We start from the raw sequence: 24070 nt of genomic DNA, 5'->3' as shown, positions 1-24070 counted from the left end.
ATCGCATCTCCTACTTCTTCATTTTCGGGTCAAGGGCATCCCGAAGTCCGTCACCGATCAGATTAATCGCCACAACGGTAACCAGAATACATGTGCCAGGTGGAATCCATAACCATGGTCTTTTACGGAAATCAATCAGGTTGTTCGCTGCAGTAATCATATTTCCCCATGATGGCGTTGGCGGCACGACACCAATGCCGAGATAGCTCAGTGCGGATTCTGATATGATCGCACCGGCAACAAAAAGGGTTGCTGAAACAATAACAATCGGAATCGTATTGGGCAGCAGATGCCGGAAGATCTTCCGGCGGTCTCTAAGACCCAGCGCCTCGGTTGCTTGCATAAATTCCTGCTCACGGAGCGTCAATATTTGACCGCGTACGAGACGGGAGATACTACTCCACCCCAATACACCAATGATCACCATTAGAAAATAAATTCGTCTACTAGGATCAACCTTCAAATCAGACAATATGGTACCTAGAATAATCAGGATCGGAAGCGTTGGCAATGCCATGAAAATATCCGCCATACGCATGATGAGTGTGTCTACCCATCTGCGATAGAATCCGGCCAATGCGCCGAGCGTCGATCCGATGAGAACGGCAATAGCCATTGCCACAAGTCCGACTGTCAGGGAGATACGTCCTGCAAGCATCATACGCAGTAAAATATCGCGCCCCATCTTATCGGTTCCGAGCCAATACTTGGAGCTTGGCGGCAGGTTTTTATCCTGTACATTGGTATCAAGCACATTATAAGGCGAAAATAAGGGCCCAATAAAGCAAAGCATAAACATAAAAACAATGATAACCAGCCCGATGACAGCAAGGCGATTTTTGGAAAAGCGGCGAATAGCCATTCTCCACGGGGAATCCGGCTGTCTTTTCGGAGCTGTTAGATTCGTCTCTAACGGTGCAGTCTCTGCGGACAAATGAATCTCCTCCTACTTTAAGCGAATTCTTGGGTCAGCGACTCCATACAAGACATCAGACAACAAGTTGCCGACAAGTGTCAAGATAGAGATAAAGATCGTGAAGCCGAGCATAAACGGATAGTCCCGCATACTGATCGATTCCAGATACACCTGACCAACCCCTGGCCAAATGAAGATTTTCTCCAAAATGATAGCTCCGCCGAACAGTCCCGGCAATTCAAAGCCCATCAGTGTGATCGCTGGCAGCAGGGCATTACGAAGCGCATGCTTGAATATAACAGTGCGTTCCTTCAATCCTTTGGCACGCGCTGTCCGGATGTAATCCTGACGAATAACCTCCAGCATGCTGGTACGGAAATAACGAGTCAGGCTGCCTGTGCTAAGCATGGTAAGAACCGTTACTGGCAATATCATATGCCAAGCAATATCCATCAATTGTTCCCATGTACTTCCGTTCATTCCGGACGTCGTCATGCCACCCACCGGGAACCATCCCAGATCCAGTGCAAAGAACTTGATGAGCAAAAGTCCTATAAAGAAAGAAGGCAGCGACATACAGAGGAAGACAAAGAGCGTAATCAGCTTGTCTAACAAGGAGTATTGGAATTTCGCAGAGAAAACGCCGGCAAAAATCGCAATAATCCAGCTAAACATCAAAGAAAAGAACGCAATGAAAAAGGAATTCCAGACGTAATTCCCCATCACGGTTGTAACTGGCTTTTTGTGCTGAAGGGAATCTCCGAGATTACCCTTTAACATATTGCCTGCCCAGGTGAAATAACGTTCAACCGGCGGCTTATCTAAACCATAAATTTCCCGAAGCTGCGCTGCCTTCTCAGCAGACATCGTCGGGTTGTTCACTGCGGTGATGTAGTCTCCAGGCACCATTGCTGATATTGCAAATATAAGAATCGAAATTCCGATCATTGTCGGAATGATCTGCAGCAGCCTCCGGATAATGTACTGCTTCATAATATTCCTCCCGGCTTATAAGTGGATATGCCCAGCTCTTGCGAGCTGAGCATATATTTCCTGCTGTTATTGTTCAATCTCGACTTTGTACAGTTCAAGAGTGAAGTTTTTGTATGGCGTAATATCCAATCCTTTGATTCTGCTGTTGATTGCCCAGCCGTCACGTCTTTGGTAGATGAGAAGAGCCGGAACATCTTCATTCAGAATTTGGTAGGACTTAGCGTATGCCACCTTACGTTCTTCCAGGTCAAATGCTTTCAGACCTTCCTGCATAGCAGCATCGTATTCTGGATTAGAGTATCCAAGATCGTTCTGCTGACCATCTGTTTTGTATACTGTGCTATCCGGATCTGGTGTCAAGCCCCAAGCTGCGAAGAACATTTCGAAGTCGCCTCTGTCCTTCTTATCCATGATGGCGTTGAAATCCAGCATCTCAGCTTTAACCGTAATTCCGAGATCTTGGTAGTTCTTCGTCATAATAGGAATCATGGCATCAATTACAGGGTTATCTGCCGTTGCGGAGAAGTCAATTTCAAACTTCACGCCGTCCTTCTCGCGAATACCGTCAGCACCAACTACCCAACCAGCTTCATCAAGCAGCTGCTTCGCTTTTTCTTGATCAAATTCATAAGGTTCAATACCTTCGTCAGAGTAAGACCAAGACAAGTTCGACTGAGGAATATTCAATACGTTAGCATATGGACCATAGATGATTTCTACAATCTCGGAACGATTCAAGCCATACATAAGCGCTTGACGAACCTTCTTATCTTGGAATTTAGGGCTCTCATGGTTCATTGCTACATATCCATAACCGTTCGTCCGGAAGAGATTAAGGTCCATGAAGCCCATCCCCATAACCTCTGCAACACTGTCCTCATTCACACTAATCATGTCAACATCGACTTCACCGGATTGCAGCATAGCCAATCTGGTTTCTTCGGTTGTTGTTTTGTAAATCAGGTTTTTGATTTTTGGTGCGCCCAGGAAGTAATTAGGGTTGGCTTCCATTACTACTTCTTGCCCTGGTTTGAAATCTTTCAAGATGTATTGACCACTGCCGATTGGTTTGTCATGCAGTTCAGTCATATAACCGAGTTCACCAAATTTATAGTCTTTGCCGTAGTAAGATTCAGGCATGAAACGTATGGTCGCCAAGTCATCCTTGGTCATAGCTGTAGCTTCTGTAACCGTAATTTCGATCGTATGATCGTCGATGATGTTAATACCGGAGATCTCATCCGCTTTGCCATCATGATAATCTTGACCGCCTACAATGTGGGTAGTGAAAATATCAGACTGACCGTCATAGCTAGGATCATGAAGAACCTTCAGCGCGAACGCAAAATCCTTAACTGTTACCGGTGAACCATCAGAGTAAGTGACACCTTTCTTCAGCTTGAAGGTATACTTCAACTTATCTTCGGATACTTCGATGCTCTCAGCCAGACGATTCGAGTAAGTGCCGTCATCGTTCAAGACGGTCCAAGCATCAAACAAAGTGTCTACAACATATCTGTCATAAGCCGTTTGCCAGTAAAGCGGGTTGAATACCCCTTTTGGCGCTGTCATACCTACAATCAGCGTGTCTGTGCGAGACAGGGCGGTTTGCGGGTTTTTAGAAGGATCCTGAGCTTCGAAATAACCTTCGCTTTCAACTCCTTCTTCGGCTGGCGGCGTTTCTGTGTTTTCGCCGTTGCCTTCAGTTTGTTCTGTTTGCTCCCCTTGACTTGGCTGTTCTGCTGTCTGACCACCGCCGGAGCATGCTGCCAGGAACGTAACCGTCATGAGCATGATCACAAGCAGTAACGACATTTTCTTTTTCATGCTAATCCTCCTTCTAAATAATGATAATGCTATAAATTATCAGGACGAATATTGAAATCATCCTTGAATAATTTCGGGAATGGGTTCATAGCTGTCGAATCTTGTTGAGAAAATAGTGAAAGACTTACAGAAAATATACCATTGGTCAATTAGTGCCAAAGTCTCTAGCAACCTGGTGCCTATAAAATTAATGTTATGATACGTGTAAAATTAGGTAACGTCAATTACTTTTTTGCAATTTTTAAAAAAACATGTTTTTCGCGGTCCAAAAGAGGTTAATGAATTGGTTTGCTGCCATCGTTAATCCTAAGTTTACTTAAAATGTATACAATATCAACCTCCATTTAACATTTTCTAACTGTACTGCAGCAATCAGCATGCAACCGATGTAAACTTATGTTACGTAAAACCCCTTAATCCGTCAATAGTAAACCTCAAATTCTAATATATGGCGATTTTAACGTTATGTTTATGTCATTTATAATTACACATATAATATTGCAAGATGCCCCTTCATTCCTAGACAACCCTAGTAAAAAGCCCACCTGTTCTTTTAACCTAGCGGAAAAATCGGAATTATTGGCCGTTGTGACCCGTGGCAGAAATTATAACCCCAATGTGCTGCGAGATTCCATCCAACATAAAAATCCGGCCCTTAGGCCGGATCGTTCTCGTTCTCTTACCCGTCTTACCCGTTTGCATGGTTCGGAGCTTCATATGTCACGGATCCACCCCTGTCGCTCGATCATGCTTGATCGCGTACTAGACGTGTTTCACCCAGGCTTGCTTCAAGTCCATTTCCTCAATGCACTGCTGATGGTCATGCTTGTCATCCGCAATGAGCGGTGTGACCGGATATACTCGCATAGGCCCATGATAAGTGCGCAGCAACGGCTCGATCGCGTATATGCCCTTTCGCTCGGGGTCAAGCCAGTGATCAATATCATCCTTCGTCAATATCGCCGGCATCCGCGTATCAAATTCCCGAATGGTCACATTCGCTTCCGCCATCAGCAGCGTACAGGTACGCATCTCATTTCCCTGCGCGTCCCGCCAGGTCTCATACAGTCCCGCAATGCCAAAAAGCTCCTGGGCACCGATGACCGTGCGAACCGCATAGCTTTTCTTGCCTACTGTCCGCCAATAATACAATCCGTTACACGGAATGATACAGCGTCTTGTGTCTATCGCTTTCCGGTAGGTCGGGTTCTGATGCACGGTGTGCAAATTCGCATTGACCGCATCTTTTCCCCAATACGGCACCAGCCCCCAGCGGTATTCGTCGAGCGTCCGCTCCTCCTGCTCCTGCAGCACTATCGGAACCGTCTGTGTCGGACTGATGTTGTAACGGCTTTTATAATAATACTTGACCCGGCTTATTCCAAAATGTTCACTGACCTCGTCGAGTCCTGCCGACAAGGAGTAACGTCTGCACATGGGGATTCCTCCTTTTTCCTTTAGCCTTTGGAATGGGCAGGAGGATTATGCATGACCATACAAGATTTATCATCTACCATCTCATGTACGTTTGTTTCCTCTGAGTGGACATCACCGTGTACTGGTCTGCATCTGCAAGCTCTCCGACGGGGACGTATGCTTCGCGTTCTCAGTGAAGACCGATATGTAATAGGACCGATGTTTATGTTGAAAAGACATGTCCTTGCTGGCGGAAGCGCTCCTTGCTTCCTGCCTAATTTCTTAGACCCGTTGGCGATGTAATGAAAGTAATTTAAGATAAATAAATTTCAGTTTTCAGGACAGCTGTAAACTCACCTATATATAATAGAAGGAATTTTTTCGAAGGATGGCTTGATTCAACCGTTTAAGCAGGCTTTGCACGGAGATGACCCCCATTTCCCTATATTGCATATGTATTTTCTATAATAGACACTGTCCATTATAAAAAGACATTATTTCAGGGCTTTAAAACTTTCAAGCGTTACTCCAACCTTGCAATTAATATGACATATTGCTTCTTTCAGTGTACGCGCTCAGGAGACAATGTCCTGACAGCGGACACAGCGTAACCTCTTCTTATCTTGAAACCGTTCCGCTCCAGCGCAGCTGCTCGATCTGCAAACGTACACGCAGTCTTACACCTATCCGGAAGGAACGAAACAGTACATAAAAAAGCGGCCCCGCCTTGTTCGGCTGGACCGCTTATTCCCTCAACAGATTATTCTGTTGTGTATGGAAGCAATGCAATTTGACGGGAGCGTTTGATCGCAATCGTCAGCGCGCGTTGATACTTCGCGCTTGTGCCCGTTACACGGCGAGGCAGGATTTTACCGCGCTCGCTGATGAATTTCTTGAGCAGATCTGTATCTTTATAGTCAATGTGAGTAATTTTGTTCACAGTGAAGAAACATACTTTACGACGTTTGTTGCGGCCGCCACGGCGAGCCGGTCTTTTGTCGTTGTCTCCGCCTTCTCTTTGTTTAAAAGCCATGCTTTGTCAGTCCTTTCCGTATTAAAATGGCAAATCATCATCCGATATGTCAATCGGTTTTCCTTCGTCGGAGAAAGGATCCTGATTGTTGCGCGAATAACCGCTGCTGTTGCCGCGGTTTCCACCGCCGCTTCCGCCGCCGAATGGTGATTCCTCACGAGGTGCAGCACCTCCGTTGTTGTCACGGTTGGACTCCAAGAAACGAACATTGTCCGCAATAACTTCAGTAACGTATACACGCTTACCTTCGTTGTTCTCGTAGTTCCGCACCTGAATGCGCCCTTCCACAGCTGTTAGACGGCCTTTGCGCAAGTAGTTCGCGCAAGTCTCCGCCAGCTGCCTCCAGGTCACGATTGGAATAAAATCCGCCTCACGCTCTCCGCCTTGTGCGGTGAACGGACGATCTACAGCCAGTGTGAATTGTGTGACAGCAACACCTGAAGGAGTATATCTCAGCTCGGGATCCCGAGTCAGTCGGCCAATTAAAATGACGCGGTTCAACAATCCAATCCCCTCCCTAGAACGAATCAATTACAAAGTCTGGTCGTTTCACGTATTAAGCAACGTCGTTCGTGATGAGATAACGAATAACTTCGTCAGAAATTTTCATCAGGCGCTCAAGTTCGGCTACAACTTCTGGAGTTGCACTGAAGTTAACCAGAACATAAACACCATCACGGAATTTCTTGATCTCATACGCAAGACGGCGTTTACCCATTACATCATGCTTTGTAATTTCTCCGCCGTTGGAGATGATGCCTTGGAATTTTTCGACTGCAGCTTGAACAGCTTCTTGTTCAATGTCAGGACGAATAATGTACATCACTTCATATTTGCGCATATCTTTCACCTCCTTATGGACTTCGGCCCTCAATCCCATGTTGAGAGCAAGGAGCGAGCCTAACTCGCACCAATATACTATAGCAGAACGGATGATCGGATGCAAGTGCTGGCGCTCTTTCCCTGCCATGAAGCGATTGATTTTGGAGAACGATAATTAATGCACTACAACTATATAGAAGGATGGTGACGGATATGGGAGAACAAAGCGAGTTCCATGCCGGGGATACAGCTCCCAATGACGGCGTATACATCGAATCCGGCGTACGTGACCGCGTGATGGGGATCGAGGATCCACAGCAGATCAAGCTCAAACGCGGAGACACCTTTCCCGAGAACACCAATGATGATCGGGTATGGGTCAACAAGAGACGGGTTCAGCCAAAATAAACCTGTTCCATGACCACGCATAAAAAGCCAGCGATTGCACATGATAACATCAGGCGGTGCATGAGAGAGGTGTGGTTCCGTTGAACGTAACAGCTGAACGACGCATAGGATATCTGATTTTGCACTTCATGCAAGCGCAAGGGAACTAGCAGCAGCTTCTCCGTTAGGTAAAGCCAGGCAGTTGCCGTAGTTTGCTACTCCGTGTAGAATGCCAGAATTCCAATTCACAAGCACCGCCTAACCAGTGGAAGGACCTAGAAGGGTCCTTCCTTTTTTTGATCAGCAGCAACCGAATATGAGCATAGAGAAGAATTCCTGCCCCCTCCTGCTCAGGTACAGAAGTCGAGACCTTCGCGGAGGAAGACGCTCCAACCCAATATTTCCTGCTCTACAATATCAAAAAATACCCTTCACTTGATCGTGAAGAGTATCTAATCTCTAAGATGTTAGCTGCTGAGTATCATTCAAAAGCACGCTAACTATGTATGAGGTTGTTCGTAAATCGCTTCAGCGAATATGTTAACGGGAATGGCGGAAAGGGTGGGATTCGAACCCACGCACGCCTTGCGACGCCTAGCTGATTTCGAGTCAGCCCCCTTGGACCTCTTGGGTACCTTTCCACAGCAAGATTTATTATACCATGAGGACTTGATTAGGTCAATAGGCTTGTCTCGAATTGTGGTGTAAACTTATCCTGATTTTGTGCTAATTTTAAATTTATACTTTCCTTTATGCATAGTCCTATTATGCGTCAGGCGTAGCTCTCACTGCTCCCCTTCCCCCTCAGCGCTGGCGGCAGAGCGAATGACCTTCTTCATATTCTTCTCAAATTTGGCGCGCGGGATCAGCACACTGTGCTGGCATTTCGTGCATTTGATACGAATGTCCATTCCCATCCTAATAATTTCCATTTCATTATTGCCGCAAGGATGCGGCTTTTTCATCTGAACGATATCCCCCAATTGAAATACCTTGCGCTCCATAGCTCCAAGCTCCTTTATATTCTACTTCTATGATCTCTATCTATCTCTATTATATAACATACAGCCGCGGTGACGCCCAACTTATGCATCAGAGGCAGACTCTTCTCGCTGTTGATCCTCCAACGCCTGTTTAAGCTCCATATAGATTTGGCGCTCGACGAGATCCCGGGCATTCGGGCTGCATTCGGCCACAATCCGGATCGTATACTCTGCGGTACCGAGCGCTTGAATGCCGAGGATGTCCGGTTCCTTATGCAGTTCAGGGCAGCGCTCCTGAAGCCCTTGCAGCGCCTCCTGAATCATCGAGATGGTGTCTTTCACCTGCTGCTCATTCTTCATCGGCAGATCCACAACAGCCAGTGAATTGGAGAGGGAATAGTTCGTAACACTTGTAATCATTCCATTGGGGATAATGTAGGTCTCTCCATTCAACCCCTTCACCCGTGTTGTCCGCAGTCCGATCATCTCTACCGTGCCTCGATACTCCCCGATTTTGATCACGTCACCGACTGCAAATTGATCCTCGAATATAATGAAGAATCCGGTGATCACGTCCTTCACCAGGCTCTGTGCACCAAACCCGATAGCCAGGCCAAGCACACCCGCTCCAGCCAGCAGCGGCCCCAGCTTGAAATTGAACTCTGCCAGGATGATCAGAATCATTATAAAATTGCAGACGATCGCCGTTCCATTCTTGAGCAGTTCCCCAACAGTGACAAAACGTCTGGCATTGACATGTATCCGGCTTCTCTCCTGCCGCACCATAAAGTTGTCTATCATCCTGCACACAATTCGAATTACAACGCGCGTGAGCAGAAAGATGAGGACCACCCGGATGACAGATAACAGGACGTCCATCCACATCGCCTCATTCGTGAACCAATTCCACACCATGGTTTTCCACTTGTCGGTCTCATCCCGAAGGTCGCTCTCGAGGCTAGCCAACATATATAAATCGATACCCTGGCGCATGTCTACTCCTCCTACTCGTCGATACCGACATATAACTGATCTTCATTCAGTTTGAAAATGCCGCGTATCTCCACCTGTTCATGAACAATGATGTCCTGTACATCATTTAACGCCTCTGGCGGAAATTGAATCGACAATGCGCAGCCTGCTGTAATCTCTTTCGGTGTAGGAAACAGGTCAATCTCTATGTCTGCATACTCCAGCAGCATCTCTGCTCGCAGCGCCTGCTGAGTGGAATCAAAAGCGATCAGCATCGCACCTTCCACTATGTCATCCCTCCATGGTTCCATCCTCTTCACTATGCCCTAATCATGCCATCGCTACCCGAAGCAATCAGCCTGATTATACAGGAATGAGAATGACTTATGTATGTCTCTCCTTCCGTCTTATGATCAGGAAGAATCGACTTTTCATTTCATTTTAATTCCCAAAGTATAAAAACAATCTTTCATCCATATACTGATACTACCAAAAGCAGATGAAAGGAAGATTCTATGAACCGGTTATCCAAGATAACGTCTCGCGCGGAGACTTCAAGTTTAAAATTACCACATACCGATCCGGAAATCCATTCAGCCCTTATTCATCGTTTGCTGCTTCATTTATCCGCAGCCGGCGTTCAGCATCGCCCTCTGGTCATTGTGTGCATCGGGACGGACCGGTCAACAGGAGATTGTCTTGGCCCCCTGGTTGGAACCTCTCTCGCCCGCTATCAAACTTCCATGTTCCATCTTTACGGCACACTGGATGAACCGGTCCATGCCATGAATCTTGAGGACACCTTGAACTCTATTTATACCAGATTTGATAATCCGTTTATCATCGGCATTGACGCATGTCTTGGACAATCCTCCAGCGTAGGCTCCATTCAGATCTCTGACGGCCCGCTGAAGCCAGGAGCAGGTGTACATAAAGAATTACCGCCTGTCGGCGACATCCATGTTACGGGAATTGTCAACGTAGGCGGCTTTATGGAATACTTCGTGCTGCAGAACACACGGTTAAGTTTGGTCATGCGTCTGTCGGAGATCATTTCCGACTGTGTCTTTACAGGGATTAAGGAGTGGAGCCGCTCTATCCGTCTTGCCGCGCAAGATTGACAGCCTCTTTCTCCTCCGGAGACAACGGATACTTGGACTCCCCTTTTTCCACAGGCTTTGCGTACACATAAGAGCTCTCCCGGTTATGCAAACCGGTTAAGACAACGCCATCCTCATGCTCACTGAGTATAGCCAGGGAGAAGCTCATATCGTTGCCACGCTCGCCAAAAGCATTATAGCGAATGATGCCAACCTTCGATTTCATCCCTTTCAATTCTTTGGTGATAGATTCCAGCATGGTCTGATGCCGATTCTGACTCTCTTCAGCCTGATCAACCTGGATCTTCAAGTTAACAAGCAGCGACTCCAGGTCTTCCACACCGCTGCCGGCCATCATGGCCTCATACCGACGTCTCATTTTCCTCAGCTTAAAGCCTTGAACCATCACTGTAATCCATAAGATCAAGATGATCATGACCATTACGACGACAAACCAATGCAGCTGCTCCATGATCAATTCATTCAACTCTGCCATGCTTTCTTCCTTTCTCTTCTTCATCTTGACCTGTCTCTTCAGCCATGAATTTCCGACATCGCCATGATCAGGCGATCCACATCCTCTTTCGTCGTTGAGTAGCCCACACTTGCTCTTACCGCTCCGGTCTGTTCTGTACCAGCGGCCATATGTCCGAGCGGAGTACAGTGGTAACCGGAACGCACGGCGATACCATACTCCCGGTCCAGACGGAACGCAAGTTCCGACGCCCCTAGCCTGTCCGATGTCAAAGCAACGATGCCTGTTCGTGCCTCTCCTAACCGGGGACCGAGCACACGAACGCCGCGAAGATGAAGCATCGCCTCCATCGCATACTGCGTAAGCTCCCACTCATGATGATATATCGCAGACGGCGTCAACTCCAGCACTTTTTTTATCCCGGCCTGTAATCCGGCATATCCTATCGTATTCGGCGTACCCGCTTCATAACGATCCGGCCGAACTGAAGGTTGGTCTATCGATTCCGACTGACTTCCGGTGCCGCCATGCAGCAAAGGCTCAAGCTCCACATCCGGAGCGATGTATAGCCCCCCTGTCCCCTGCGGGCCAAGCAATCCTTTATGCCCCGGGAAGGCCAGCAGGCTAATATTCATCTCCTGCACCCGGATATCCAGCATGCCTGCACTTTGCGCTGCATCTACAAGCAATACAGCGCCATGACGTTTGGCGAGTTCCCCAATCTCAGCCACTGGAAGGATGGAGCCAAGCAGATTGGAGCTGTGACTGCACACGACCATTCTCGTATTACGGCGAAAAGCTTCCTTCATCCGGTTCATGTCCAGGTGACCCTCTTCATCCACCGGAATATAATCAACCTCGACTCCCCTCGTCCTTCTCAAGTATTCAAGCGGACGCCGGACCGAGTTATGCTCGATCATCGTCGCGATCACATGATCTCCTTGCCGTAAATAGCCTTTAAGCGCCAAATTCAACGCTTCGGTTGTATTGGAAGTCAGTGCAATGTCATTCGGGTTGTTCACACCGAACAACTGGGCCAACGACTTTCGTGTCTCATATAGAACCCTGGAGGCCTTCACAGCCATTCGGTGACTGCCTCGCCCCGGATTGGCTGCCGCCTCCTCCATCGCAAGCCTCATTGCCTCCATCACCTCAGGCGGCTTGGGCCACGAGGTAGCTGCATGATCCAGATAAACGATAGTATCCATATCGTCTCTCCCTCAGTTTAAGAAAGACATCCCTTACCCTTCCCGCAGGAATTACCGACATGTCTTTGATTTTATAATGATAAAACAGCACTATAGCTGATGAATATTCACAGTGACGCAACAGTGACTCCATCGATATCATCATTTCATTTTGCCTTCGAGCTTATTCGACCCACTTATATCACCACAATAGGTCGTTATAGTTCCACACCTATGAACACGAACTCGACATCCAACATACGAACCCGGACTCGATATCCGAGCTCGCCTCATACTCAACCTACTGCAGCAATTCCAACAACCGTTCTAAATCCTGCTTGCTGTAGTAGTTCAATTCAATTTTTCCTTTATCCTTGTTGTGCTTGATTTTGACCGTGGTTTTGAATCGTTCCCGCAGGCTTTCCTCCAGGTGGTCAATGTACGGATCTTTTTTCTTCGTTTTGACCTTCGTCTTCTCTTCCGGCTTGCGATCCAGATTCTTCACCGCTTCTTCAAGCTCGCGAACGCTCCACTCCTGTTCCACACATTGCTTCGCCAATTGTTTCACAAGTGCCGGGTCCTTCAAGCCAACAATTGCCCGGGCATGTCCCATGGACAATGTTCCACGTGAAACATTTTCTTTGACTTCCTCCGGCAATGACAGCAACCTTAAAAAGTTAGCGATATGCGAACGCGACTTCCCTACCTTCAGCGACAGCTCTTCCTGAGTCAAGGAAAATTGTTCCATCAATCCTTGATATGCAACAGCGATTTCAATGGCATTCAGATTTTCACGCTGCAAGTTTTCGATCAGAGCGATTTCCATGACTTGCTGGTCGCTGAAAGAACGAACAACCGCTGGAATCGTAGCTTTACCGCAATATTGAGATGCTCTGAAACGACGTTCCCCGGCAATAATCTCATAGCCCTTCAGAACGCTGCGCACGATAATCGGCTGAATGACACCATGCTGACGAATGGACTCCGCTAACTCCTGAATGGCTTCCTCGTTAAAATTTTTACGAGGCTGATACGGGTTCGCACGCAATTGACTTAGCGGAATTTCCACGACCTTGTCATCCTCGTTAATCGACAAAGAAGGAATAAGTGCATCCAATCCTTTTCCCAATCGTTTACTCATAAGAGATCACTTCCTTTGCCAGCTCCAAGTATACTTCCGCACCCTTAGAACGCGGATCATAGGTGATGATCGACTGTCCGTGGGACGGTGCTTCACTTAACCGAACATTTCTAGGGATGATGGTCTTATATACTTTCTCCTGAAAATACTTCTTCACTTCTTCAATTACTTGAATGCCAAGATTCGTTCTTGCATCCAGCATTGTGAGCAGAACACCTTCAATCTTAAGCGAAGTGTTCAGGTGCTTCTGAACCAGGCGGACCGTATTCAGCAGCTGACTGAGTCCCTCCAGCGCGTAATATTCACACTGGATTGGAATGATGACCGAATCTGCAGCCGTCAAGGAATTAATCGTTAGGATTCCAAGTGAAGGCGGGCAATCAATCAAAATGTAATCATAGGATGACTTAATGAGCTGGAGTGATTTCTTCAAGCGAACTTCGCGAGAGATGGTTGGTACAAGTTCAATCTCCGCCCCTGCCAGCTGAATCGTAGCCGGAATGATGTCCAGGCCTTCAACGACGGTTCCACAAATTGCATCCTTCGGATGCACTTCATTAATAATGACATCATATATACAGTTCGAGACATCGGCTTTATTGATCCCTACCCCGCTCGTTGTATTGCCCTGAGGATCGATATCCACGAGCAGTACCCGTTTGCCTAGCGAAGCCAGTCCAGCCCCCAGATTGACGGACGTCGTCGTTTTGCCGACACCGCCTTTTTGATTTGCTATGGCAATAATTTTTGACACTCATTTCACCTCAATGTAGGTAGACTCTAGTAAGTATGACGCAATGATGTTCATTCAGTCAGTCTGAATATAAATAAAAGAAAACCTCTATCGAGGTAGATTATGCTAACAAATCCACAGTCAGCCGCTGGGGCCTCACAAATATAAATGTTCCGTTCTCCGTTATGGCTACCCTACCTTGGTTATGAGGCGCAGCGTTCTTGAATCCGCCTAAACACATGGCCATAAGTCCCCTCTGCCCCAATAGATACCCGTCAGTAAGCAGCCTCGACCGATCCAGGAACAATCCCGCATTCCTGATCAAAAGAAAAAGCGGCACGAAGAATACCGCTTTCACGCTTAATCTTATCGTTTAGGTATTTTAATCACAATCTCGTAATGATCCTCATGGTCGTTCTCGGTTGTCTTGATAGCCATCCCCGAGCCCGATACCATGTCAATGGATTGACGGATCGTATTCAGTGCAAGACGAACGTCCTTACTGTAAGAGATGCGTTTAGATTTTTTCACGGTGGAGACTTCTTTATAGAAGGCAATCCGCGCTTCCGTCTGCTTCACATTTAGTTCCTTGGCAATAATCTCATCCAGCACTTTGAGCTGGGTCTCCTCATTATCCAGGGACAGCAATGCACGAGCATGACGCTCCGTAATTTTCCGTTCCATGAGCGCTGTCTTCACTTGTTCCGGCAGCTGCAGCAACCGGATCTTGTTCGCAATCGTGGACTGGCTCTTGCCAAGCCGCTGTGCCAGACTCTCCTGAGTCAATTGATGCAGATCAATTAACTTCTGATAAGCGACGGCCTCTTCAATCGATGTCAGTCCTTCACGCTGCAAGTTCTCAATAAGTGCAATCGAAGCCGCCTGCGAATCATTAAACTCACGAATGATAGCCGGAATCGTATCGAGTCCCAGCTTCTTGACGGCTCGCCAGCGGCGCTCCCCGGCGATAATCTCGTAGCCGCCATTGCGAACCCTGACCACAATCGGCTGAATCACACCATGTGTCTTGATCGTTTGCAGCAGCTCATCGATTTTGTCATCATCAAATATGGTCCGTGGTTGATAAGGGCTGCTGACGACCTCATGTACCGGAATATGCTTTACTTCATCTCCCTGATTTCGTTCCGCCGCCAATCCAAACAACTTCGAAAATTGTTCTTTCATTCCGTATATTACCACCTAATTTCATGATAGCATGGATGATGTCCCGGCTTGGGTTCCCGATCTGAGAACACTCAGATCAGCATGGATGCTGTCGCCCGCCCACTCTCTCTCTTGAACGGCAGAATACAGAATCCACCGTATTCAGGGCAGCTTGTATGTACAACGAAAGCAGCCAGGCATATCCCTGCAAAAACTAACTCCTTCACATTAACCCTGCGTTCATCTGTCATCGTCGCTGTCGACACGATAGAGAATAGGATCAATCATGATGTGGATGGTCTTATAACCTGATCGAGATATCAGAAAATGAATGCATACAGCTGGATCACGATCTGATACCACAAGAAAAACAACCTTCACATGCAGTTTGTCTACTGTTCAAATACATGACAAGGCGTTGTTCTCTAAAAAGCCGGTAAATAAACCGGACTCTTACAGTATGCTTGTCTCTATTCTACCACTTTTTGTTCTATAACTCTATTCTTCAAATTAACCTTTTTTGCTCGATTTTCGTGTCCCTACTCTTCATAACAAGTACAGAATATAATTGCCTCAAGTTTCCATAGAAAAGGAGAGGGAATGTTCCACGTGAAACATCCCCTCTCCACCGTATCGAATCATCTTGTAAGTTCTATCGATCACATTGTTGCTCTTACCACCTATATAATAGAAGAAAAATGAACCAGGTCGCATTTTCACCCAACAAATAATGATGTTAGCATGCCTCCGCCTTGCCCATTTCACTCCACCGGCATCCTATTGCTGCACCAATGTGTTCTACACCAGAGGCGACTTAGCCGCCATCCCCGGCTTGCGTGGATATTTGCCTGGCGTACTTCCCACCTTGTCGACTACGACGATATGACGATCAGACTGCTCAATCGGCAATGAGAACGAATGAACCTGATCAAGTCTCCCCCGCAGCTCTTTCAAGCTGCGCTTCGACTCTTCAATTTCCTCAGCCGGATTGCTCCCTTTCATGGCAGCGAATTGGCCGCCTACCTTCGTGAATGGAAGACAAAATTCATTCAGCAGCGCCATCCGGGCAACCGCTCTTGCCGTCACCAGATCGAAATGATCACGGTATTCGCGCTTGCGGGCAACTTCCTCCGCCCGGCCATGAATTAGCTCCACATCCGATAGGCCAAGCGTATCCACCACAAACTTGAGGAAATTAATCCGCTTGTTCAGCGAATCTACAATCGTCAGCTTGATATGTGGAAAGCAGATCTTAAGCGGAATGCCCGGGAAGCCAGCGCCGGAGCCAATATCAGCCAAGGTGCCGACCTGCGACATATCTACATAAAACGCAAGTGTCACTGAATCATAAAAATGCTTCGTATACACCTGATCCCGCTCGGTAATACCTGTCAGGTTCATTTTTTCATTCCACTCTACCAGCGTCTCGTAATACGTCTCAAACTGATCCAGCTGCTTCTGATCGACATGAATACCATGCTCCTGCAGCCGTTCTGCAAAATCCTTCTGAATCACGTCCATACCTTATCCTTTCGCCGCGGTCACCCGGTTGTAATGCTCCAGGTACACCAGAAGTATCGAAATGTCAGCTGGTGTAACGCCGCTGATCCGAGACGCCTGCCCGATGGAAATCGGACGGATTCTGTTCAGCTTCTGCCGTGCTTCCATCGCCAGACCATGAACATCATCATAGTTGATATCCTCCGGAATCCGTTTCTTCTCCATTTTTTGCAGACGTTCCACATGCCCGAGCTGTTTCTCAATATAACCGGCATATTTGATTTGGATCTCCACTTGCTCCTTCATTTCTTCATCCAGATTAAACGGAGATGGCGACAATTGCTCAATCATGGCAAACGTCACTTCTGGACGGCGCAGAATCGTCAGCAGTGTGCTTCCATCCTGGATAGGGGCCGAACCGGCAGCCTCCAGCATCGGGTTCACCTCAACCGGCTTCACCTTCGCTTGACGCAGACGTTCGATCTCTTGCTCGACCAGCTCTTTCTTACGAAGGAACTGTGCATAGCGCTCTTCCGAGATCAGGCCGATCTCATGACCGATTTCAGTCAGGCGCAAATCGGCATTGTCATGGCGAAGCAACAGGCGATATTCCGCACGCGAGGTCAGCAAGCGATAAGGCTCATTCGTGCCCTTTGTAACCAGATCATCAATCAATACGCCGATATAGCCCTGCGAACGATCCAGAATGACCGGCTCTTTGCCTTGCACTTTGCGTGCCGCATTAATGCCAGCCATGATCCCTTGCCCTGCTGCTTCCTCATAACCGGAGGTTCCGTTAATTTGCCCCGCCGTGAACAGGCCAGGCAATTTCTTGGTCTCCAGCGAAGGCCACAGCTGGGTTGGAACAATTGCATCATACTCAATGGCATAGCCGTTGCGCATCATTTCCACTTTCTCCATTCCAGGAATGGAGCGCAGCACCGCCAGCTGCACATCCTCTGGCAGACTGGTGGAGAGGCCTTGCACATAATATTCCTTTGTATTTTTGCCTTCTGGCTCCAGGAATATTTGATGTTTTGGCTTATCTGCGAAACGAACGATTTTATCCTCAATCGACGGGCAATAGCGAGGACCGGTGCCTTCAATTACCCCCGAGAACATCGGTGCGCGATGGAGATTATCGTTAATAATTTGATGTGTATCCACAGACGTATACGTCAGCCAGCATGGCAGCTGTTCATTATCCGAGGACTTCGTCTCATACGAGAAGAATTTCGGCTTTTCATCCCCAGGCTGAATTTCCGTCTTCGAAAAATCAATCGTGTCCTTATGCACACGCGGAGGTGTGCCGGTTTTGAAGCGGACGAGATCAAATCCAAGCTCACGCAGATTCTCCGCCAGCTTCACCGACGGCTGCTGATTGTTCGGTCCGCTCTCATACATCAGCTCGCCCATGATCACTTTTCCACGCAGATAGGTTCCTGTTGTGAGCACAACCGCTTTCGCCCGGTATTCCGTGCCCGTCTGCGTCACAACTCCAACACAGACGCCGTCCTCAACGATCAACTGATCGACCATGCCTTGACGCAGCGTCAGCTTCTCTTCCTTCTCCAGCGTTTCCTTCATCGTGTGCTGATACTGGAATTTGTCAGCTTGGGCACGCAGCGCGTGAACCGCAGGCCCCTTCCCTGTATTCAGCATCCGCATTTGAATGAAGGTTTTATCGATATTGCGGCCCATTTCCCCGCCCAGTGCATCAATTTCGCGCACCACATGACCTTTGGCAGGTCCTCCGATGGACGGGTTACAAGGCATAAAAGCAACCATATCCAGGTTAATCGTAATCATCAATGTCTCCGACCCCATCCGAGCTGCTGCAAGTGCAGCCTCACAGCCGGCATGACCCGCACCCACAACGATCACGTCATAGGTGCCTCCCATGTAACTCATGGCAAACCCTCCTTGTTGTTCATATTTGTGAATATATAGAGACGAACGATCTATATCCTGAAGGCAAACACTCCAAGGCAGACCCGCTTCTCAGGCGAGCCTGCCGGGAAGTGCCGCCTAATTGACAACCTTAGCTACGAATCGACAACAACGGCAAGTACAGATATTATGCACGCCCTTACTTGCCCAGGCAGAATTGTGAGAAAATCTGGTCAATGAGCGAATCGCCGACCGCCTCGCCCAGAATCTCACCCAGCTGCTCCCAAGCTAGACGAACATCGATCTGGATCATATCAATCGGTATAAGCTGCTCTGCAGCTTCATAAGCATCTTCAAGCGACGCCTTCGCTTTCTTCAAAAGAGCAATATGCCGCACATTGCTGACATAGGTCAAATCTCCGCCCTCGATCCGTCCGCTGAAGAACAGATTCGAGATGGCCTCCTCCAGCTTATCAATGCCTTCCTGTTCTATAACAGACATCGGCACGATCAGTTCAGGCGGATAATATCGATGCAGAATCTCCATATCCAATTGTGTCGGTAAGTCCATTTTATTCATAATCACAATGCATTGTCTACCGCGTATTTGTTCCATCAATTCCAGTTCATCCGGATGCAGCGGCTCACTGGCGTTCAGCACCAGCAGAATCAGATCCGCTTCATTGACCGCATGCTTCGAGCGCTCTACCCCAATCTGCTCCACTACGTCCATCGTTTCCCGGATTCCGGCCGTGTCGAGCAGCTTCAACGGGATATTGTTAATTGTGACAAATTCCTCAATAACATCCCGGGTTGTCCCTGGAATATCGGTCACAATCGCCTTATTATCATGGGCAAGCGTGTTGAGCAGCGACGATTTGCCGACGTTCGGACGCCCGACAATCGCGGTGGTGATCCCTTCGCGCAGAATTTTGCCTTCCTCCGCCGTCTTCAGCAGCTTGTCGATTTCATCCATAACCAGCCGGCTTTTATCCTTAATAAAATCAGCAGTCAGGGACTCCACATCATGTTCCGGATAATCGATGTTGACCTCTATGTGGGCCAGTGTCTCCACCAGCGTATGGCGGAGATCCTTAATTTTGCGGGACAGGGTGCCTTCGACCTGCTTCAATGCCACCGAGAACGCTCGGTCCGATTTCGAACGAATGAGGTCAATGACAGCCTCAGCCTGCGACAGGTCAATCCGCCCATTCAAGAAGGCCCGTTTGGTGAACTCCCCAGGCTCTGCAAGCCGCACTTGCTGCTGAAGCAGAATGTCCATCACCCGCTTAACCGAAATGACCCCGCCATGGGCGCTGATTTCGACTACATCCTCTGTTGTAAAAGAACGCGGTGCCCGCATCACCGTCACCAGCACTTCCTCCAGGTTTTCCTTCGTTCTCGGGTCGATGATATGTCCGTAATGCACCGTATGGGAAGCCGCTTCGCTTAAGCGGATCTTGCTCTTGAATATGTTCTCAACTTCCTTGATCGAATCCGGTCCGCTAACCCGAATGATCGCGATTCCACCCTCACCTACCGCTGTGGAAATCGCAGCAATTGTATCACTATACACAACCTGTCACCTCTTTCTGTCCTTCACTAAGCAAGCAAGCTTGAAACCTATACGTTTCTCTATATTCACAGGATCATCCAAAATCCCATTTCTAAAAAACAATGACTCCCTGTCATCCTAAGGAGTCATTGTACGATATACGGCTCTGTTCAACTCTAATGCTACATCTTCGGTGTAATGACAACGCGCCGGTTCGGTTCATCGCCCTTGCTGTACGTCTTCACGCCGCCCTTGGCCTGAAGCCGGGCGTGAATGACCTTGCGCTCCGGCGCCGACATCGGCTCGAGCACGATCTCCTTGCGCGTCTTCAGCACGCGTGCGGCCAGACGGTCGGCAAGATCCTCCAGCGTCTTCTTGCGCCGTTCGCGGAAATTCTCCGCGTCCAGCACAATGCGCAAATAGCTGTCGGAATACCGGTTCGCCACAATGTTGGCCAAATATTGAAGCGCATCAAGCGTCTGCCCCCGGCGTCCAATCATCAAGCCTAGACCTGAACCTGATATATGAAGGGTGGTGTAATCCTTACCCTTCTCCATTTCAATCGTTACTTCAATCCCCATAGCACGGCCGGTTTCCTGTAGAAAGGAAATCGCTTCGTGATATGGGTCTTTGCCTTCATGGCCAGTGGAATTCACGTCCGCAGGCGTCGATTCGACAGCTTCTTCAGCCGGCATGGATACGGTCGCTGCCGTTTCCGTCTGGTTTGCTTTGATCGATACCTCCTGCTTCGCGAGCGGAGTCTCAGATTGCAATTCGCCGCCAGCTCGTTCAGGCAGGAGCTCAAGTTCCACTTTCGCTTCCTTGACCCCGAACAGGCCCAGGAATCCTCTTGACGGCTGACTCAATACTTGAACCGACACGCGGTCCCGACTTACGCCCCACTTGGCAAGCCCTTGTGCGACAGCATCTTCAATGGTTTTTCCTGTTGCGACGATCTTGCTCATTTCGACTTCTTGGCTCCTTTCGAACCTTTTTTCCTACTTTTGTTTCCTTTTCTCTGACCTTGACTTGCGCTAGTGCTAGCGGCTACGTTAGCCTGAACAGCGGCCGTGTCATTGTTGCGGTACAAGAAGTAGTTCTGCACGATCGTATACAGGTTGCTGTAGAACCAGTACAGCGGAAGTGCTGAAGGAAATTGAAAGGACATGACAAAGATCAGAATCGGGTACACAAACAGCATGAACTGCATCATGCCCATCTGCGGCGAAGGATTCATCTTCATCATCATCTTGGTCTGAAGATATGTCGTAATTGCAGCGAGCAGCGGAAGGATGAACAGCTTGTCCGGCTGTCCGAGCTGCATCCACAAAAATTCATGGCCGCGCAATTCTCCGTTATAGTAAATCGAATGATAGAGTGCGATAAATATCGGCATTTGTAGCAGCAGCGGGAAACAGCCAGCCATCGGGTTGACTTTGTGCTCTTGGAACAGCTTCATCGTTTCCATCTGCATCTTTTCCGGATTATCCTTATACTTCTCACGAACCTTCTGAATTTCAGGTTGAATCGCCTGCATTGCCTTGGAGCTTCGAACCTGCTTCAGCGTTAACGGCAATATTAACGTACGGACGATCAACACCATCACCAGTACGGATAATCCATATTCACCGTCAAACCATTGAGCAAATGTATCAAGCGCCAGTGTGAAGTAATAAACTACGTTACTTTGCCAAAAGCCCCCGTTCTTCAGGTCTTCAATCGTACGCATCTGCTCTTCGCCAGTCGCACAGCCTGAAATCACGGCCACTGCAAGTAATACAGCGGTGAGGAGGAACCATTTTCCTCGTCTTGTCATCATTTGCGACACTTCATAACCCCTCTCTTCGCCATTGCCATTCCACGGTAAATCATAACATATTTATATGAACAAATAAACACAACCCACTAGCCCTTCTTCGCCTTCAAAAGAGATGATTTGCGCAGCACATGCAGCACGCTTTTCTCCAGTTCCCGGTAGGACTTGTCCAGAGCGCCTTTGCGCACAATAAAGATCAGATCCGTATGCTCAGCAATCTCATCCTTGTGCCGCCGGACGATCTCCTTGACGAGACGACGCATCCGGTTGCGCACAACGGCATTGCCGATCTTTTTGCTGCACGACACACCTACCCGAAACTGCTCTACCTCTTTTTTGCGTGACCAATACACTACAAACTGATGATTGGCGAAAGACTTTCCGTGGCGATATACCCGGCTAAAGTCAGCGCGGTTTCGTAATCGAAGTTTTCTATGCACGAGTATCTCCCTGCCTGCCGTTAATCCATGTCTTTACACTCATTGCATCCGGCATCTCTTCCTATATTAATATAGTATAGTCATGCCCAAGCAAGTTAAACGCAAGATGTCACACGAATGCGGTCCATTTATAGCTTATGCTGCCGACAGCTCCGGGCACATGACCTGCTGGACACACATAATCGGAGCCTATTACGAAAAAAAGACCACCTCGGTGGTCTTCGTGGCGACAGTATTAAGCGCTCAATACTTTTCTTCCTTTAAGACGGCGTCTGGCCAATACCTTACGTCCGTTCTTTGTGCTCATTCTTTGACGGAAGCCGTGTACTTTCTTGCGCTTGCTCACGTTCGGTTTAAAAGTCGGTCTCATGATTTAATGCACCCCCTTACAGAAATCTTTGACTTGCCATATTCAAAAAATAAACGCCGGTTTGCGACGCATTTTGATAGACAGATTCAAGTACTGTCCTATCTTCAATGTTCGAACATCATTTACATCTTCACAGAAAATGCCTTTATACATTTAATCACGTCCTGGCCCAAAAGTCAAACCAAACTTCCACGTTTGCCCCCGTATAAGTTTTCCACAACTACTCTTTTTTACTTGGAGTGCATTTATCCACATGGGGATAACCTAATGAAACGACACGAACGGAACAACCCTTATTTACAGATGACTTATTTAAGAGTAGTATGATAATTGGTAATATACTTGTATACAAGTATACATTGTTAAAAGGAGCTGTACTTATATGAAAATAGGGATGATCGGCCTCGGCAAAATGGGGCTTAATCTGGTGCAAAATTTACGGCATCATCAACATCAAGTGGTCGCTTATGACCTGAACGCCGATTCAGTCCAATTGGCAGCGGGCTTTGGTGCTGAAGGGGTGCACGCTTTGGAAGAAATGACAGTCAGACTGGAGAGCCCGCGCATCATATGGATGATGGTGCCTGCCGGCGCCGTTGTGGACTCGGTTATTGATTCCCTCTCCCCGCTTCTTCAGCCTGGAGATATTCTCATCGACGGCGGAAACTCGCACTATAAAGATTCGATTGCACGCGCAGCACGGCTGGCCGAGCAAGACATCCATTACTTTGATGTAGGCACCTCCGGCGGGATGGAAGGCGCCCAGCATGGCGGCTGCTTCATGATCGGCGGCAATCGCGAAGTATTCGCCAGCATTGAGCCTCTATTTCAAGACATGGCTGTGGAGAACGGATACCTGTACGCCGGAGATATCGGCAGCGGACATTTTCTGAAGATGGTTCATAACGGTATTGAATACGGCATGATGCAATCGATTGCTGAGGGTTTCGAAGTGCTGGAGAAAAGCGCGTTCAATTATAGCTATGAGGATGTGGCCCGCGTCTGGTCCAATGGTTCCGTTATTCGCGGCTGGCTGATGGAGCTGATGCAAAATGCTTTCTCCAAGGATCCGAAGCTGGACAGCATCAAAGGGGTCATGAAATCGTCCGGCGAAGGAAAATGGACCGTCGAAACGGCGCTTGATCTGCAGGCCAATGCCCCAGTCATCGCGATGTCGCTGTTCATGCGCTACCGCTCTCTGGAAGACGATACGTTCCATGGTAAGGTAGTTGCGGCGCTCCGCAACGAATTCGGCGGCCATGCTGTGGAAAAGTCGGAGTAAATTCTCCCTGGCATGACCGGCTCTGAGGCCTGACACAGCGGCACTTTGCTGATGGAACCAAGACATCC

At 48.1% G+C, this 24070-nt stretch carries 25 protein-coding genes and 1 tRNA gene; 3 read left to right on the top strand and 23 right to left on the bottom strand.

Annotated elements, in window-relative coordinates; genetic code table 11:
- Positions 1-10 precede the first annotated feature (10 nt).
- The 7 genes from opp4C to rpsF form a co-directional block, all read right to left on the bottom strand.
- Positions 11-934, bottom strand: coding sequence for an oligopeptide ABC transporter permease (gene opp4C / locus CHH75_RS16975; RefSeq protein WP_095266670.1), 924 nt, complete (start codon positions 932-934; stop codon positions 11-13).
- 12 nt (positions 935-946) lie between these two features.
- Positions 947-1909 carry an ABC transporter permease gene (locus CHH75_RS16970; protein WP_095266669.1) on the bottom strand — a complete coding sequence of 321 codons (963 nt, stop codon included), beginning with the start codon at positions 1907-1909 and terminating at the stop codon, positions 947-949.
- 66 nt (positions 1910-1975) lie between these two features.
- Positions 1976-3736, bottom strand: coding sequence for an ABC transporter substrate-binding protein (locus tag CHH75_RS16965; RefSeq protein WP_095398722.1), 1761 nt, complete (start codon positions 3734-3736; stop codon positions 1976-1978).
- A gap of 762 nt (positions 3737-4498) precedes the next feature.
- A complete protein-coding gene (locus CHH75_RS16960; protein WP_095266667.1) occupies positions 4499-5173 on the bottom strand; it encodes an SOS response-associated peptidase in 675 nt (224 codons plus the stop codon).
- Between the two features lie 739 nt (positions 5174-5912).
- Positions 5913-6185: a 30S ribosomal protein S18 gene (rpsR, locus tag CHH75_RS16955; RefSeq protein WP_006207333.1), complete on the bottom strand. Its 273-nt coding sequence runs from the start codon at positions 6183-6185 to the stop codon at positions 5913-5915.
- Positions 6186-6206: 21 nt separating this feature from the next.
- Positions 6207-6689 carry a single-stranded DNA-binding protein gene (gene ssb / locus CHH75_RS16950; RefSeq protein ID WP_095266666.1) on the bottom strand — a complete coding sequence of 161 codons (483 nt, stop codon included), beginning with the start codon at positions 6687-6689 and terminating at the stop codon, positions 6207-6209.
- 52 nt (positions 6690-6741) lie between these two features.
- The gene (gene rpsF, locus CHH75_RS16945; protein ID WP_095266665.1) at positions 6742-7026 is read right to left on the bottom strand and encodes a 30S ribosomal protein S6; all 285 of its coding nucleotides are present in this window, start codon (positions 7024-7026) and stop codon (positions 6742-6744) included.
- A 194-nt stretch (positions 7027-7220) separates the two neighbouring features.
- Here rpsF and CHH75_RS16940 point away from each other — a divergent pair, with 194 nt between their 5' ends.
- The gene (locus CHH75_RS16940; RefSeq protein WP_095266664.1) at positions 7221-7415 is read left to right on the top strand and encodes a YjzC family protein; all 195 of its coding nucleotides are present in this window, start codon (positions 7221-7223) and stop codon (positions 7413-7415) included.
- A 529-nt stretch (positions 7416-7944) separates the two neighbouring features.
- Here the strand turns inward: CHH75_RS16940 and CHH75_RS16935 are convergent.
- The 4 genes from CHH75_RS16935 to CHH75_RS16920 form a co-directional block, all read right to left on the bottom strand.
- Positions 7945-8035: transfer RNA gene (locus CHH75_RS16935), tRNA-Ser, on the bottom strand.
- 144 nt (positions 8036-8179) lie between these two features.
- Entirely contained in the window at positions 8180-8398 is a 219-nt protein-coding gene (locus CHH75_RS16930) for a DUF951 domain-containing protein (RefSeq protein WP_095266663.1), read from the bottom strand.
- An 81-nt stretch (positions 8399-8479) separates the two neighbouring features.
- Positions 8480-9370, bottom strand: coding sequence for a mechanosensitive ion channel family protein (locus CHH75_RS16925; RefSeq protein WP_413773639.1), 891 nt, complete (start codon positions 9368-9370; stop codon positions 8480-8482).
- Positions 9371-9381: 11 nt separating this feature from the next.
- Positions 9382-9624, bottom strand: coding sequence for a putative Se/S carrier protein (locus CHH75_RS16920; protein ID WP_155618994.1), 243 nt, complete (start codon positions 9622-9624; stop codon positions 9382-9384).
- 240 nt (positions 9625-9864) lie between these two features.
- Here CHH75_RS16920 and yyaC point away from each other — a divergent pair, with 240 nt between their 5' ends.
- Entirely contained in the window at positions 9865-10470 is a 606-nt protein-coding gene (yyaC, locus tag CHH75_RS16915) for a spore protease YyaC (RefSeq protein WP_095266661.1), read from the top strand.
- Here the strand turns inward: yyaC and CHH75_RS16910 are convergent.
- From CHH75_RS16910 to rpmH, 12 genes are all read right to left on the bottom strand, one after another.
- Entirely contained in the window at positions 10445-10945 is a 501-nt protein-coding gene (locus CHH75_RS16910) for a DUF4446 family protein (protein ID WP_095266740.1), read from the bottom strand. The genes yyaC and CHH75_RS16910 overlap by 26 nt on opposite strands.
- A gap of 38 nt (positions 10946-10983) precedes the next feature.
- A complete protein-coding gene (locus CHH75_RS16905; RefSeq protein ID WP_095266660.1) occupies positions 10984-12132 on the bottom strand; it encodes an aminotransferase class V-fold PLP-dependent enzyme in 1149 nt (382 codons plus the stop codon).
- Positions 12133-12412: 280 nt separating this feature from the next.
- On the bottom strand, positions 12413-13252 hold the full coding sequence (locus tag CHH75_RS16900) for a ParB/RepB/Spo0J family partition protein (protein WP_095266659.1): 840 nt from the start codon (positions 13250-13252) through the stop codon (positions 12413-12415).
- A complete protein-coding gene (locus tag CHH75_RS16895; RefSeq protein WP_095266658.1) occupies positions 13245-14006 on the bottom strand; it encodes a ParA family protein in 762 nt (253 codons plus the stop codon). Before CHH75_RS16895 ends, CHH75_RS16900 begins: the two co-directional genes overlap by 8 nt.
- A gap of 345 nt (positions 14007-14351) precedes the next feature.
- Positions 14352-15170 (bottom strand): nucleoid occlusion protein, encoded by an 819-nt coding sequence (gene noc / locus CHH75_RS16885; protein ID WP_095266657.1) that lies wholly within the window; start codon positions 15168-15170, stop codon positions 14352-14354.
- A 777-nt stretch (positions 15171-15947) separates the two neighbouring features.
- Positions 15948-16670, bottom strand: a complete 723-nt coding sequence (rsmG, locus tag CHH75_RS16880; protein WP_095266656.1) for a 16S rRNA (guanine(527)-N(7))-methyltransferase RsmG — start codon at positions 16668-16670, stop codon at positions 15948-15950.
- Between the two features lie 3 nt (positions 16671-16673).
- Positions 16674-18560, bottom strand: coding sequence for a tRNA uridine-5-carboxymethylaminomethyl(34) synthesis enzyme MnmG (gene mnmG, locus CHH75_RS16875; protein WP_095398720.1), 1887 nt, complete (start codon positions 18558-18560; stop codon positions 16674-16676).
- A 178-nt stretch (positions 18561-18738) separates the two neighbouring features.
- Positions 18739-20115, bottom strand: a complete 1377-nt coding sequence (gene mnmE, locus CHH75_RS16870) for a tRNA uridine-5-carboxymethylaminomethyl(34) synthesis GTPase MnmE (RefSeq protein WP_095398719.1) — start codon at positions 20113-20115, stop codon at positions 18739-18741.
- A gap of 161 nt (positions 20116-20276) precedes the next feature.
- Entirely contained in the window at positions 20277-21059 is a 783-nt protein-coding gene (gene jag / locus CHH75_RS16865; protein WP_095266653.1) for an RNA-binding cell elongation regulator Jag/EloR, read from the bottom strand.
- Complete coding sequence (locus CHH75_RS16860; protein ID WP_095266652.1) at positions 21056-21922, bottom strand: YidC/Oxa1 family membrane protein insertase; 867 nt, start codon at positions 21920-21922, stop codon at positions 21056-21058. The genes jag and CHH75_RS16860 overlap by 4 nt, the downstream gene beginning before the upstream one ends.
- 77 nt (positions 21923-21999) lie before the next feature.
- The gene (gene rnpA, locus CHH75_RS16855; RefSeq protein ID WP_095266651.1) at positions 22000-22350 is read right to left on the bottom strand and encodes a ribonuclease P protein component; all 351 of its coding nucleotides are present in this window, start codon (positions 22348-22350) and stop codon (positions 22000-22002) included.
- A 235-nt stretch (positions 22351-22585) separates the two neighbouring features.
- Positions 22586-22720, bottom strand: a complete 135-nt coding sequence (gene rpmH / locus CHH75_RS16850; RefSeq protein WP_095266650.1) for a 50S ribosomal protein L34 — start codon at positions 22718-22720, stop codon at positions 22586-22588.
- Between the two features lie 382 nt (positions 22721-23102).
- Between rpmH and gnd the strand changes: the two genes are divergently transcribed.
- On the top strand, positions 23103-24002 hold the full coding sequence (gene gnd, locus CHH75_RS16845) for a phosphogluconate dehydrogenase (NAD(+)-dependent, decarboxylating) (protein ID WP_095398718.1): 900 nt from the start codon (positions 23103-23105) through the stop codon (positions 24000-24002).
- The last annotated feature ends 68 nt before the right edge of the window (positions 24003-24070 follow it).

This window comes from Paenibacillus sp. 7541 (assembly GCF_002276395.1).
In the GTDB taxonomy this organism is placed as follows: domain Bacteria; phylum Bacillota; class Bacilli; order Paenibacillales; family Paenibacillaceae; genus Paenibacillus_AQ; species Paenibacillus_AQ campinasensis.
This window is presented reverse-complemented; position numbering and strand designations above follow the sequence as displayed.

Excerpts from the sequence above, each read along its gene's own strand:
- noc (WP_095266657.1), bottom strand. The coding sequence starts at position 15,170 with ATGAAAGAACAATTTTCGAAGTTGTTTGGATTGGCGGCGGAACGAAAT.
- gnd (WP_095398718.1), top strand. The coding sequence starts at position 23,103 with ATGAAAATAGGGATGATCGGCCTCGGCAAAATGGGGCTTAATCTGGTG.
- CHH75_RS16910 (WP_095266740.1), bottom strand. The coding sequence starts at position 10,945 with ATGGCAGAGTTGAATGAATTGATCATGGAGCAGCTGCATTGGTTTGTC.
- rsmG (WP_095266656.1), bottom strand. The coding sequence starts at position 16,670 with ATGGACGTGATTCAGAAGGATTTTGCAGAACGGCTGCAGGAGCATGGT.
- mnmG (WP_095398720.1), bottom strand. The coding sequence starts at position 18,560 with ATGAGTTACATGGGAGGCACCTATGACGTGATCGTTGTGGGTGCGGGT.
- CHH75_RS16925 (WP_413773639.1), bottom strand. The coding sequence starts at position 9,370 with ATGCGCCAGGGTATCGATTTATATATGTTGGCTAGCCTCGAGAGCGAC.
- rpsR (WP_006207333.1), bottom strand. The coding sequence starts at position 6,185 with ATGGCTTTTAAACAAAGAGAAGGCGGAGACAACGACAAAAGACCGGCT.
- CHH75_RS16920 (WP_155618994.1), bottom strand. The coding sequence starts at position 9,624 with ATGCTGATCGCTTTTGATTCCACTCAGCAGGCGCTGCGAGCAGAGATG.
- CHH75_RS16900 (WP_095266659.1), bottom strand. The coding sequence starts at position 13,252 with ATGAGTAAACGATTGGGAAAAGGATTGGATGCACTTATTCCTTCTTTG.
- rpmH (WP_095266650.1), bottom strand. The coding sequence starts at position 22,720 with ATGAGACCGACTTTTAAACCGAACGTGAGCAAGCGCAAGAAAGTACAC.
- CHH75_RS16960 (WP_095266667.1), bottom strand. The coding sequence starts at position 5,173 with ATGTGCAGACGTTACTCCTTGTCGGCAGGACTCGACGAGGTCAGTGAA.
- CHH75_RS16970 (WP_095266669.1), bottom strand. The coding sequence starts at position 1,909 with ATGAAGCAGTACATTATCCGGAGGCTGCTGCAGATCATTCCGACAATG.
- CHH75_RS16930 (WP_095266663.1), bottom strand. The coding sequence starts at position 8,398 with ATGGAGCGCAAGGTATTTCAATTGGGGGATATCGTTCAGATGAAAAAG.
- CHH75_RS16940 (WP_095266664.1), top strand. The coding sequence starts at position 7,221 with ATGGGAGAACAAAGCGAGTTCCATGCCGGGGATACAGCTCCCAATGAC.
- jag (WP_095266653.1), bottom strand. The coding sequence starts at position 21,059 with ATGAGCAAGATCGTCGCAACAGGAAAAACCATTGAAGATGCTGTCGCA.
- yyaC (WP_095266661.1), top strand. The coding sequence starts at position 9,865 with ATGAACCGGTTATCCAAGATAACGTCTCGCGCGGAGACTTCAAGTTTA.
- CHH75_RS16965 (WP_095398722.1), bottom strand. The coding sequence starts at position 3,736 with ATGAAAAAGAAAATGTCGTTACTGCTTGTGATCATGCTCATGACGGTT.
- rpsF (WP_095266665.1), bottom strand. The coding sequence starts at position 7,026 with ATGCGCAAATATGAAGTGATGTACATTATTCGTCCTGACATTGAACAA.
- CHH75_RS16905 (WP_095266660.1), bottom strand. The coding sequence starts at position 12,132 with ATGGATACTATCGTTTATCTGGATCATGCAGCTACCTCGTGGCCCAAG.